The organism is Hallella multisaccharivorax DSM 17128 (assembly GCF_000218235.1).
Lineage (GTDB): Bacteria > Bacteroidota > Bacteroidia > Bacteroidales > Bacteroidaceae > Prevotella > Prevotella multisaccharivorax.
On the sequence record NZ_GL945017.1, the window covers coordinates 2852889 to 2866371 of the forward strand.

General features: G+C 48.8%; 7 protein-coding genes and 2 pseudogenes. 3 read left to right on the forward strand and 6 right to left on the reverse strand.

The genetic code is table 11. The features are described from left to right. Window positions 1–12 precede the first annotated feature (12 nt). The 5 genes from PREMU_RS12135 to PREMU_RS12155 all read right to left on the reverse strand — a co-directional run bounded on the left by PREMU_RS12135 (window position 13) and on the right by PREMU_RS12155 (window position 10883). Entirely contained in the window at window positions 13–3102 is a 3090-nt protein-coding gene (locus PREMU_RS12135) for a SusC/RagA family TonB-linked outer membrane protein (protein ID WP_007575713.1), read from the reverse strand. A 2-nt stretch (window positions 3103–3104) separates the two neighbouring features. Then, window positions 3105–4139, reverse strand: coding sequence for a family 43 glycosylhydrolase (locus PREMU_RS12140; protein WP_007575715.1), 1035 nt, complete (start codon window positions 4137–4139; stop codon window positions 3105–3107). Between the two features lie 23 nt (window positions 4140–4162). Continuing rightward, entirely contained in the window at window positions 4163–6583 is a 2421-nt protein-coding gene (locus tag PREMU_RS12145; RefSeq protein ID WP_007575717.1) for a beta-glucosidase, read from the reverse strand. A gap of 184 nt (window positions 6584–6767) precedes the next feature. After that, entirely contained in the window at window positions 6768–8840 is a 2073-nt protein-coding gene (locus tag PREMU_RS12150; RefSeq protein ID WP_007575719.1) for a galactose-1-epimerase, read from the reverse strand. Window positions 8841–8879: 39 nt separating this feature from the next. After that, the gene (locus tag PREMU_RS12155) at window positions 8880–10883 is read right to left on the reverse strand and encodes a hypothetical protein (protein ID WP_007575721.1); all 2004 of its coding nucleotides are present in this window, start codon (window positions 10881–10883) and stop codon (window positions 8880–8882) included. Between the two features lie 311 nt (window positions 10884–11194). Between PREMU_RS12155 and PREMU_RS12160 the strand changes: the two genes are divergently transcribed. After that, a complete protein-coding gene (locus PREMU_RS12160; RefSeq protein WP_007575723.1) occupies window positions 11195–11446 on the forward strand; it encodes a hypothetical protein in 252 nt (83 codons plus the stop codon). 17 nt (window positions 11447–11463) lie between these two features. Continuing rightward, window positions 11464–12339: pseudogene (locus PREMU_RS12165) on the forward strand (IS3 family transposase); the annotation flags it as partial. 561 nt (window positions 12340–12900) lie between these two features. On the opposite strand, the gene PREMU_RS12170 reads toward PREMU_RS12165, so the two are convergent. Further along, on the reverse strand, window positions 12901–13128 hold the full coding sequence (locus PREMU_RS12170; RefSeq protein WP_007574821.1) for a hypothetical protein: 228 nt from the start codon (window positions 13126–13128) through the stop codon (window positions 12901–12903). A gap of 154 nt (window positions 13129–13282) precedes the next feature. Here PREMU_RS12170 and PREMU_RS15315 point away from each other — a divergent pair. Continuing rightward, window positions 13283–13483: pseudogene (locus tag PREMU_RS15315) on the forward strand (ISAon1 family transposase N-terminal region protein); the annotation flags it as partial.

A 13483-nucleotide genomic window follows, 5' to 3' on the forward strand; every position in this document is an offset into this window, starting at 1 on the left:
AAATTTATAATGTTAGAAAGCTATTTCGATGCCCATAGAGAATGACTTCATAATAGGGTAGCGTAAGCCGTTGCTGTTGCTTGATGTTACCTCTGGATCCCATAGTTTGAACTTGGAGAAGGTGAGCAGATTGGTGCCGCGGAGGTAGAGGCGGGCTTTGCTCAGATAAATTTCCGCAATGAGATTCTTAGGTAATGAATAGCCTATCTCTATCTCTTTCATCCGCAACATGCTCATATCTTTTAGCCACCAGGTGGATGCTTGAGAGTTGTTGGCGTTAGGTCCGGCTGTCAAACGTGGATAAAAAACATTCTGTGAAGGTTTGTCTACTGTCCACCGGTCATCAACATTCGAGAGGATGTTACCCGTTGCCGAGTTTCCTCCACCTGGGAGGAAGTCCTGCGAACGGCCGATAATCTGCCATGTGCAGCCGTTTCCCTGGAAAAGCATGCCTAAATCGAAGTACTTATAGACAAGATTAACACCGAAACCGTAAATCAATCGTGGATCGGTTGTTCCACCAATAGCAGTGATATCGAGGGCATCGATGACACCATCGGCATTCAAATCTCTGTACTTGATATCACCGGGACGTACAGTAGAGGTGTATGACTGTATAGGAACACCCGGCTTCAAGATGCCCTTGTCCGGGTCGATAAAGTCGTCGTTAGTGAACAGCCGCTCTGCTACCAAGCCTTCTAACTGACCTACCGAGCGTCCTATCGTACTGCGGTAGGTTCCCCTTTTGCTGATCGCCTCGTCATTTTCAAGAATCTTATTCTTGGCATAGGTAACGTTAGCCTGTGCCGAAAGGAAGAAGTCACGGGTCAGCTGCTTGTTCAATGTGAGGTAGGCCTCGAAACCATTGTTGTCCACTTTTCCGATATTTGCCCATGGAGCTTCTGAGAATCCGGCCGAGGCGGGGTAGTTAGAACGCTTCATGAAGATGTCCCGGCGTTGCTCTTTGAAATAATCGAACTGCACTTGCAGGGCGTCATTAAAGAATCCCAGCTCAAGTCCGGCATCTGTTTTATGGACGGTTTCCCATGTAAGTTCAGGAACACCTATGGCCCCTTCCCACTTTCCTTTTATCGACCACTCCTTGTTGTAACCGAATTCATAGGCATCGGTGGTAGAGATCTCAGAGAGATAGGCAAAGCGTCGGCCATCCAGAGAACTGTTGCCGGCCAGACCATATGATACTCTTATCTTGGCTTTAGACAATACCGGGCGGAGCTTTTGCATGAATTTTTCCTCACTGATAATCCATCCTGCGGCTACAGAAGGGAAGAAGCCGTAACGCTTTCCCTTGGCAAAGTTCTCAGAGCCATTGTACCCGAAGTTGAACTCTGCAATGTATTTAGAAGCATAATTGTAAGAGAACCGTCCTGCAAAACCCTGGTTACGGTAGGGCTGTTTGCTACCATCGTCGTAGTTCCTCCAGTTCCCCATGAACATCGCGTCTACTGTATGCTTTTCGGCAAAGGTTCTGTTATAACTGAAGTTGAACTCCAAGTAAGTGCTTTTATTGCCCCAATCGGCTCCCTTTTCATAGCCCAGATAGTCTTGTCCTTCGGTATCTAAAGCTCCCATCTCGAGTTCTCCGGTTACGGCATTACGGCCTACAGCAGGGTTATACATATCCGGCCACTTGGCTCGTGTTACGTAATTGGATGAGTAACTGTCAAAAGAGAAGGTGCCTTTAAACTTCAGTCCCGGAGTAATGAACTTCAGATCCTGTTCTAAAGCAAACAATGACTCTATCTTGCTGGAGTTCATTGTCCTGTAGCCACGCTGTGTTGCGAGAACATAAGGATTCTCACGATATACTACACGGGCAAACTTTCCATTGGAATACTGCGCCGGATGTGCGATAGGAGTAATGGTGAAAGCTTGATTAAAGATATCATCTATACTCTCGGGAGTACCTCTGCGCGACTGTAAGTAACCTCCGATATTGAATCGCAGCAGCGTAGTAGGAGTGATGTTGATATCTACATTCGAACGCATATTATAGCGATGGAGCCGTAAAGAAGAATCCCACGACTGTGATTTGTCGCGTGCCAGGATGCCGGACTCACCATAATAAGCTCCCACTAAAGAATATCTGATGATATCACTACCGCCATTTACATCAATAGTTGCATGGTTATTCGATGCATAATCCTTTGTAATAACATCAAGCCAATTCACGTCCGGATATATATCTGTGTCCAGATGATAGCGTGTATTGTAAATCTGCTCGTCAGAATAGATTGGTCTTTTGCCACTCTCGGCAGCGATGCTGTTCATCACTTCCATGTACTTGGCGCCATTAACAAAGTCCGGCAGCTTGGTAGGTTGCGTGACAGCACTCTCGAAAGTAACATTGACAGTAGGTTTGCCAATTCGTCCGCGCTTGGTATTTATCAAGATAACACCATTCGCACCACGTACGCCATACACCGCACTGGCAGCAGCATCCTTCAAAACAGAGAAGGATTCAATCTCATTAGGATCTATATCGTTCAGACTTCTTTCAATACCATCTACTAAGACGAGTGGGTTTCTACTGGACTGGAAGGTGCTGATACCACGAATCCAGAAAGAAGAATTGTCGTAACCGGGCTCTCCCGACCGTTGTACGGCTATGATACCAGGCACCTGACCGGCCAGGTTGTTACTGAGGGAACGTGATGTCCCCGACTTTAACCGGTCCGGATTGATGGTGGTAATAGCACCTACTACCGATTCCTTTTTCTGAGTTCCGTATCCTACAACGATTACTTCACCCAGTTTACCCATATCTTCTTGCAAGGTAAAGTTAAGCACTTTACGACCGGCGATGGGCTCACGCTGCGCCTCATAACCAATATAACTTACATAAAGGGTATCTCTCAGGCTCTTTACATTGATTGAAAAATGTCCGTCGATATCTGTGATTACGCCGGAAGAGGAGCCTGAAGTCCGGACGGTTGCACCTATTAAGGGCTCTCCATGTGTGTCGGCCACACTACCGGATACGCTCAATGCCGTCTGTGCATTTACCTGACAGGGTATGACAAGGAGAGATGCTACGAGGCATTTCCTCATGTATTTGCGGAATTTTAATATTTGGACCATAGTTATTTCTGTTTTTTATTGAATACTGGTAAAGGTTGTTCGGTGGTGGAAGGAGAGCCTCCTTCGATGTAAGGCCAGCCGTTCTCATCCCATTTTAACTGGTCGAGCAGCAGGAAACGGCCTTCGTTCTCCTTGCCAATCTCGATTCCGTGGTATAGAATCCAGTCCTGGCCGGCATCATCTTGTATGATCCCCGCATTATGACCATTGCCGACAAAGGTGTCGTTAGGGCTTATTACCACCGAGAAGTTGTTCGATAACATACCTTCTCCCTCCTTGTTTACATAAGGTCCCCAGATGTCTTTTGAGCGTCCTACTACTACACGATAAGTGCTTTTCGCACCATTGCAGCAGCTGCCCCATGATGCGAAGAGGTAATAGTAGTCGCCATGCTTATGTATATAAGGCGCCTCGAAAGCACTTCCTGCCAGTCTTATCTTCGTCGCTTTGGCATCATCAACGACCGATAAGCCGTCGTCCTTGAGCTGGACGGCATAGATCCCGTGGAAGCTGCCCCACACGAGGTACTTCTTTCCATCGTATTCAAAATAGGAAGGGTCGATGGAATTGGTTACGCCGATCTCATTACTTCTGAACATCTTGCCCAGATCGGTGAACGGACCGCCGGGGGCATCGGCTACGGCAACGCCTATTCCACAGGTCTGAATGCCTCCCCAAGATGACATGGCATAGTACATTACATATTTTCCGTCAATGTAATTGATGTCCGGAGCCCACACATTACCGGAAGGTTCGAACTTGGGCCGTGTGGCATCAGTGAACGCTCTTGCGACATAATGCCAGCTGGCAAGGTTGCTGGAGGCCATGATTGGCACGTTGTAGGTGTCTTCCGTAGCATATACATAGAAGTTTCCGTCTTTGCCTCTTATAACGGTGGGGTCGGGCAGACTGCCTGCTACAACGGGGTTCTTATAGGTAGTCTTTTCCGGTGGCGTCGGTACATCATTGTTGAAAGGAGAGGTACAGGAGAGTAACAGAAGGCTAAATCCTGTAAGTAATAATAGAATTCTTTTCATAATCATTATGGTTGAATAAATGTTTACAAGTTGATCTTGGCTCTCAAAGAGAGGTCGGCTGACGATGTCCCCACAAGTATTTCGTATTCTCCCGGGACGACAATGAAACGATGAGAATCGGTGTCATAGTGTGAAAAGGCGCTTTCATCGAGTTCTATCGTTACTTGTCTGCTTTCTCCCCGCTGCAGTCTCACCTTTTCGTAGCCTTTCAGTTCCTTGTAAGGGACCGGTTCCCGGCTCTGCGCGCAATGTACGTAAAGCTGGCAGACCTCATCGGCTGTCCTGTTCCCGACATTCTTCACCGTAAAGGTCACAGCTACTTTGCTGTTGTCTTTCTTCTCAACGTGCAGCCCGTTATAGGCAAAGGCAGAGTAGCTTAATCCATATCCAAACGGGAAAAGGGGCTTCTTGCCGGTTCTGTCGTAGCCCCGGTAGCCCAGGAACAGGCCTTCCGAGTAGAGTACGCGCTTGTGGGCGACGTTCCTGTCATCATAGTAGCTGTCGTGGACAGGGTTGTCTTCCCATTTCTCTTCGATGCTGATAGGGAGCTTTCCACTGGGCGACACCTTGCCTGTCAGGATTTCTGCAACGGCCTGTCCGCCCTCTTGTCCGGGATACCAGGCCATCAGTACAGCCTTGGTCTTGTCTATCCATGGCTTGAAACGGATACCGCCGCCGCTGTTTACAACGACGATGGTCTTCTTGCAGTTAGACGTTGCCATGTTGATAAGGTATTGCTGCCATGTGCTTAGTTCGAAAGGACGGTCGAAATCTTCGCCTTCAGAGTCGCTGTTGAAGCCTACACACACGACGGCATTGTCTGCTTTCGACAGTTTCCCTTTCATCAGTTCTGTGTCTAGCTTTGCCATGTCCAGATGAACTGAAGCCCCTTGATCCCACTCGAAGTATTCTGCACAGAGGTGATAGGTTTTTCCCTTTTCCAGCTTTACACAGGCTTCTTTTGAGGTAACGCCGTGTGTCCGCCAGTCGGCCAGCACCTCTTTGTCGTCAATCTTGAAGCGGTAGCCATCGTCTCCATTCATGGAAATTCTGATGATTTCATCTGTCTTGGGCTGATAAGTGGCCGTCCAGCGTGCAGAGAAATGGTCCTTTGGCATGCCTTCGCCGGGGCTGTCGTTGCCCCAGTCGTGGCTGATGCCCTTCTCGTTGCGGCTTATTACCGCTGCTCCGGCAAAGTCCCTGTTGTCATAATAGGTGGCTTTGAAGGTAAGAGCAAGCGGCATGGTGTATTGACTTTCTGACAGAAGCGAAGCCTGCCTACCCTTAAGGGCTTGTAAGCCTTTCCATACGGAGATGCTGGAGTAAGGCTCTACGAATCCGCTTCCGCCCCCTTTTGGAAGGTTGTCGGCGTTGGGTCCAAAGACGACTGCCGAGCCTTTTAGTGGCAGCACGCCCTCATCGTTCTTCAGCAGCACGATTCCTTCGCGGGCATCGTCCAGTGCCGTGGCCTTTGACGAGGCGATGTCCTTTCCGGTCGGAACAGCTGCACGGGGTGCATCGAGGAGCCCGAATGATGAAAGGGTCTGCAGGATGTGTTCCACCTGTCGGTCAATCATGCTCTCTTTGATGATTCCGTTCTTCAAGGCAGGCAGGAGTTCCTTCGCATTCATGAACTTCCCGCTGGGCATTTCGAGGTCCAGACCGCCGAGAACGGCCATTGGTCCGGAGTAAACCGACACCCAGTCGGACATCAGGATACCCTTGAAGCCCCACTGATTGCGCAGCACTTCACGGTTGAGCCATGCGTTTTCTGTAGCATGAACACCGTTGATAAGGTTATAACTGCTCATGACCGCTCCTACATGAGCTTCCTGGACAGCCTTGCGGAAAGCGGGAAAGTAAATCTCTTGGATGGTCCTTTCGTCGGCGTCAGAACTTACGACGTGGCGGCTCCACTCCTGGTTGTTCATGGCAAAGTGCTTTACTGTGGCGATGACCCCCTGCGATTGTACGCCGAGGATATACGCTTTGGCAGTTTCACTGACAAGATACGGATCTTCTCCGAAGTACTCAAAGTTCCGTCCGCTCATAGGAGCACGATAGATGTTGACACCCGGTCCGAGGATAAACCCCAGTCCGTACTGGCGGGAATCGCGCCCGAGGCTCTCGCCGACGCGTCTTGCCAAGGCTCTGTTCCATGTTGCCGCGGTGAGAATCCCGCATGGATACATGGTGCTCTTTACATTGTTGCGTACGCCTTGAGGGCCGTCGGCCATTTTCACTTCCGGCAGTCCGAGGCGTGGGACAGGGTGGATGGAGAAGTCCTTATACCCTGATATGTAGGAAATCTTCTCTTCCAGGGTCATTTGTCGGGTAATAGACTTGGCTTTTTCGATATCGCTTTGACGAATGATGCCGTTCTGTGCCCGTGCAGCAGCGGTGCAGGACAGAAGGACGGCCGCAAATACATATTTTTTTATCATTTTAAAAGATTGTTGTACATCTGTTGTTTTGTGCAAAGATAGAGATAATCCGCAACCGGGATTGGAAATATCCAGCCAAAAAATAGAAATATTCAGCCAAAAAGGCGGTTTCACCCGCCTTTCCGCTCTGTTCTCCTTGCTTGTTGTTTATTCGACGGTTTTTTGTGAAGGACAGCGGGCCTGCTTACTTTGCAGAGAATTTATACACACAATGACTGTGATAGACCTCTCCCGGCTTCAGGTAAGGCGATGGCCACTGTGGCTTGTTGGGGCTGTCAGGGTAGTGCTGCGTTTCCAGGCACACGCTTGCATGTCTCGGATAACGGTAGCCATGCTTGCCGGCAAAGCTGCCGTCCAGGAAGTTTCCGGTATATACCTGCAGGCCGGGCTCATCGGTGAACACCTCCAGCCTGATGCCTGTCTGTGGACTGTAGAGGCTTGCTGCCACAGCTTTGTCGTTGCCCTTTCCGTGCTTGTAAGTGTTCAGGCACCAGTTATGATCAAATCCCATGGCGTTCTTCGTCATGTCGAAGAGCTGGTTGTTGATGTCTTTTGACAGGGGAGCAGGATGCCGGAAGTCCATCGGGGTTCCCTTGACAGGCAGGATTTCGCCTGTCGTCATGTAGGTCGTGTCGGATGGAGTGTAGCTGTCGGCGTTGATATAGAGCACCTGGTCTTCGCCGTCCGCCATTGGCTTCCCGTTCAGGTTGAAGTAAGAATGGTTCGTCATGTTGATGACGGTTTCCTTGTCGGTGGTGGCTGTGTAGCGTATGTCGATGGCATTGTCATCGGTCAGAGTATAGGTAACGGCGGCTTCTACCGTCCCCGGGAAGTTGTTGTCCTTGTCAGGAGAGACAAGTCTGAACTGTATTGTGTGTTCGTTGAGCTTCTTTCCGTCATAAACCTTGTACTGCCAGCCCGTGAACCCGCCATGCAGACAATGTCCATAGTTGTTCCGGGGAAGCTGGATGGTCTCGTTTCCTGTTTTGAAGCGTCCTTGATTAATGCGGTTTGCATAACGTCCGATGCTTGCGCCGAAGTCGCTTCCAAAGTGCTTATAGTCGGAATATTCTGCAATATTGTCATATCCCAGTACCACGTCATGGAGTCTGCCCTCCCTGTCGGGTACCATGAGCGACACGATTCGTGCGCCGAAGTTGGTAAGACACACTTCCATGCCCTTCTTGTTGGTGAGCGTATATAAGTGTGTCTGCTTTCCTGCTATGTTCATTTCAAAATCGGAAGGATTCAGACCGCTCCTAGTCATGCCCCAGTCCGCATGTAGACGCGGCTTCTCTTCCACTCTTGCCGGCGCTTTGTCCAGGATATGCGGCCAACCGTCTTGCCAGTCAATGCGATCCATATACACCAGCCTGTAAGAGTTGTCGTCGGCTTTTCTCACTCCATGATAGAGGATATAGTCGCGTCCTTCATCGTCAGTGACAATCTCGGCGTTGTGTCCGGGGCCTGCTACATCGGCGTTTCCCGCCAGGACGGTTTCGTAATGATTCTCCATTAAAGGCCTGCCTTCTTTGTCGACGTAAGGACCAAAGAGATTCTTCGACCGCCCGACGGTGATGTGGTAGGTGCTCTTGTTGCCTTCACAGCAGGTACCTGCCGAGCCGAAGAGGTAGTAATATCCCCCGTGGCGGTGGATGCAGGTTGCTTCCATGAATGTCCCTGCTATCTGGACAGGTTTGGCATCGGCTTTCAGGCGGAGGCCGTCTGCGGTAAGTTCTGCCCCGAATATGCCCCGGAACGAGCCCCAGAAAAGATACTTCCTGCCCTGGTCTTCTATGTAGAAGGGGTCGATGCTGTTGCAGACGCCGATGGCTCTGCTCTGGATGATGTTGCCTTTGTCCACGAAAGGACCCTCCGGCTTCCTGCTGACAGCCACTCCGATGCCTGCATCCCATATGCCTCCCCATACGGATTTGGAGTAATACATGACATAGTCATCGCCTACCTTGTTGATGTCCGGTGCCCAGATACCTCCGTCGGGAAGCCATTTAGGACGTGTCTCATCGGTAAAAGCAGTGCCGATGAGGTTCCAGTGCACCAGATCGGCCGAGTGGAATATCGGTGTGTTGCGTATGTTTTCCGTTGCATACAGGTAGAATGTACCGTCGTCTGCCCTTATCACACTGGGGTCGGGGGCGCTGCTGTCGATTACGGGGTTGGTATAAGCAGTCTGTGCCGATGCTATTGCGCCGGCTATCAGCATTGAGAAAAGTGCGAGAGATATTTTCCTTTTCATTTTGAAGGTTCTCTGAAAGTTATATGACAGTATGTTTTTTTACTTGCTCTGGAAGAATTTTTCCGTTCTCTCGGGGCTGTACAGCTCCCATAACGAGGCGATTGTCCATCCCGGAGCAAAGATGTTGTTGTAGAATCCCTTGCCGTTCCGGCCGTAATCCCATGTGGTATGCTGCACTACCTCGGGGTAATAGCCCGGCTTTCCGATGCCGCATAAGTGCCCGGGGGTGGGCAGCAACTGGCAAAGAGAGCTTGTCATGACCTTATCGAGCTGCACAAAACGAGGCTCATTAGTCTTCTCCCCCAGCCATTTGAAGATGTGGGAAAGCTCGAAAACAAACACGTCAATATGGTTGTTTTCTACCGAGACATTGCCCCATCCGCGTGACTTGAAACCTAAATCGCCCAGCATCTGCCCTTGTGCAAAGGGTACATCCCATAAGTAATACCATGATGCAGCAAAGTAAGCTGCCCGCTTGCAGAGGTCGATATACCGCTGTTGCTCCTTGCCGGAACTGACCAGAGCCATGTAATAGGTGGCTGTTGCTGCGGTAATGGCGGCCTCCTTATCCTCACAGTTGGCATCTAACGTCGATGAGAAATAGTCACTTCTGGCAATGATGCTCTGCTCCAGATAGTCGACAGTACGCCTGGCAGCGGTCAGGTATCGCTTGTCTTTGAAGTAGTGGTAGCCCATGACGAGAGGCACCGTAGCCGAGGGAGTACTGCCTCCACTGCCGTCTACGTCGGTTCCGTCCTCATTGAATTTACGTGCGAAGCTGCCGTCTGGTTTCTGCAAAGATACGAAGATGTCGAGTAAATGATGAATTTTTTTCTCCAGTACTTTATGTGTCCTGCCCTGTTTCCGTTCGTACATCAAATAATGCAGGAGGGCATAGATACCTTCCGATTGCTGCCGGATGGTGTGTACCTCATCGTTCCCGGGCATTCCCTTTTCGAAGTTGATGAAATCGTGCATATACCCTTTGGCAGAGAATCCGTGAGCCTCGAAGCTGCTGATCACCTCGTTCCCCTGCCTTACGAGGTCGGGTTGCTGGTGCAGAGAGCCATATTCCAGCTGGTTGAAGGCGTTGAGCAGCGACCTGCCGACAAACCCTACGGCAAAGGTGGGGTAGGATTTACAGGTCTCGACGGAAATGTTTTCCCCGGAATTGAACTTGATGGGGTAACCGGTTACAAACGAATTGCGGAAATAACTGCACAGCTGTGCTTTCACTTCGTCGGCAGTATAGGGTGAGACAATCGGTTTTACGCCCATTTCATCAAATGTTTTTATCCATGTCCGGCGTACGAAGTCGCCATAGCTGTCAGCCTTTCCGGCGGCGATCGTCCATGTAACCGTCTTGCTTTCACCGGCATCCAGCTTGGCAAAGGTAACCACCTCCGGAGCTAAAGTGAGTTTCCGGATATAGCGTCTGGGCGATTCCTGATAGGGATAGCCAAAGGTCAAGGCGGCAATGCCCGTCTCGTTGTCGAAGCCGAGATAGCCTAAAGAAGTACTGCCCGACAGGATTACCTCTCCGTCCATGGCAGGTGTGAGTGCCTCTTGAGGCGGGTCCAGCCTCCGCATTACGGTAAAAGTCTGGTGGGTAGCGTCGTCATATATCCCTGAAAGCGGTGCCGAGAGCCTGTCTTCCCGGAAATTCCAGCTCTTGGAACTCTTGAAAGAAGGGGCTTCGATGGGCGAACGCAGGTTTTTATGATACCAGAAGCCCGGCAGATAGAAGTCGCAATGGTCCGTGGCGAAACCGGTTGATGCCGCGAAGTTCAGATTAAAATACACTGGTTCCCTGGCTTTTATCGTAACAGAGAACACTGTCCCGTTGCCTTGTTGCACCTTTTTCTGCATGATTTCCACAGGTAAAGCCTCGCCGGCAAGGAGCTTATTTCCATCAGGTGTCAGAGAATAGCTCACCGAAGGATTGCCCGGGGTCTTCAGGCCGAGCCAGGCTTTGATGTCAACTGCCCTTGCATAGGCGGTCATACACGTCATGGCAATGATAAGAGATAGTTTATGTAACATCGTTCTTTCGACTAGAAAATTATGTAAAGTTGGTAAGTATGAACAGGACTATCAGTATATTTCGACATGCTGACAGCCTTTTTCTTAAATATCCGCAATCATCCGAACTATCATAGTTTGCACTGTCAGAGTTGCCCTTGGTACACAGGCTACAATTCCATGTTTGATTGACGGAAAGGGATTTGTTGTGAATCTGATAAACTTCTATCAGGTATGCAAAGGTATAAACTATAAAATGGCAATATTGGAAATATCCAACCAAAAAATAGAAATATCCAACCAATTTCGTTGTTTTACGGGAAAAAACAGGTTTGGGGAAGTATACTATCTCCCGTTATCTTCGTACCTTTGAGGCAGACAACCCACAATTGGCAGAAGATATGAAGAACAAGAAGACAAAAGAAGACGTTGTTCCGGAGGACTACAAGAAGTTGTTAGAGGAGAATGCCCGCTTACGCAGTGAGCTAAAGCAGGCTAAACTCCGCGCAGACTTCTATGAAGAGATGGTGGCTTTTGGCAAGGAGACTTACGGCATCGACTTAAAAAAAGCTGGCACCAAGTAGTCGGGAGGCTTCACAACAGAGATCAGAAGGCATATCCAGTCCGATCTCTTTGTGGGCTGCTTGGTGTAAGCACACAAGCCTTCTACAAGCATGGTGACACACAGATGCGGAAGCTTGCCGAGGAAGCTTTCGTGGTAGAGTATGTCAAGAAGATACGTCAGAAGAATCCTGGAATCGGCGGAGGCAAACTATGGCGGATGTATAAGAAGTCCTTCGGTGATGAGCATGCAGTAGGTTACAACCGTTTCTATGACATTTTTGAGAAGTATGGCTTAAAAGTTCGTAAGCGCAAGCGCAGAGCCAAGACGACAGACTCAGACCATAGTCTTCCTACTTATCCAAATCTGATTAAGGCTCTGATCCCTATACACTCTAATCAATTGTGGGTCAGTGATATAACGTATATGGTCATCTATGAGGATGCTGATACCGACGAGTATAAGTTCTGCTATCTCTCACTCGTTACAGATTACTATACGAAGGAGATTGTCGGCTGGTGCGTCGGTGAGACCTTAGAGGCAAAGTTTACCATCGAAGCTTTGAGGATGGCCTTAAAGAGACTTGATCCGAATGAACAATATGACCTGATACATCACTCTGACAGAGGTGTGCAGTATGCAAGTTTCGCCTATACAGACATACTGAAGGCAAAGGGTATTAAGATAAGCATGACCGAATGTGGTGATCCAAAAGACAACGCTGTAGCCGAGCGGGTCAATGGAATCATAAAGAACGAGCTGCTCATGGGCATGAAGTTCTGTAATATCGAAGAAGTGAAAGTAGCTGTGGCAACAGCCATTGACTTCTATAATAATGAGCGTCCGCACATGAGTCTTGACTGGATGACACCGGCAGAGGCTACACTGTGTTCTGGGGAACTGAAGAAAAAATAGGTTAGCTACAGAGAAAATTACATCAAAAATGATGTTGCATGAATAAAAGTTCGTAACTTTGGGGTGACCCAATAAACATGTCTTGCTAATAGACAAGACCGGAACGAGGGCAGGAGGAGGGGCCCCGGCTCCCCTCTCTCTTGTTTCGTAATATTTTTTTGTTGCTTCAGAGATGCTGTCAACAAAAAACGTGATTAAGATCAAATGGTGTAAACCAGATATACAAATAAGTTTCATACGGGTCAACCGATATTAAAAATAAGTCTCGAAGTAGTCAACCAAAAGCGTTAAACTACAGAATCCCCAAACGATTCAACCCGGTCTTCCAGTGTGGACGTCTTGACGCTATTCTGCTTCTCGCGGTGAAGCACGCCATTGAGCACGTCAGTCGTGTCACGATAGCTGAGCTTGCTTACCAACTGTAGATTTAGCTTACGGAAAGATGTACTACGAAGCCGCTGTTTAGGTTTTAGACCCTTTATGGACTTTTTGTCCACTACGGCCGAGAAAACGCCAATCTCGCAATCTAACGTTTTCGCTACTTTTTCAGTTTCACCAAAATCAGGCCCCCTTTTTAGCCTGCTCTTCTAACCAGGCCTGAGTAATCTCTTCACATATTCCGTTTCGAGCTTTCAGCACATGCTGCTCATAATCGTCAAATGAAGACATAAACTCATCAAGATCGTGCGGGTTGAGGTCGTCTGGTATATCCTCTTCCACACGTCTTGTTATTTCACGGCCGTCAGGGGTCGTTATCTTGGCATAAAACCGTATTTTTGACTTTCCCATGTCTTTTATGACTTTATAATTTTTAGTTATAACGGAAAAAGTGGGGAATTATTGGCACAGTTTCAATATTCCGTGGATTAAATCTATAGCTTGTAGTTGATTTTCTTGTCTGTCTGTGTGATGAATGCAATGAGAAAGCATTACCTTTGCACTCATGGGAAAGAAGACTTCTACATTCGACTATAAGACTCTGGCTAGCTTTCTGCTTCCAGATGGTATCTTGGATTTCTTTGACGTGACAGACGTCAGCGAAGAGCATACAGGTAAATATGCAGAGACCGGAGCAGAGAAGATCAAGCTCCACATCTATCTTGATGAGCGAGATACACGCTCTGATGAGTGGCATGACCTTAAG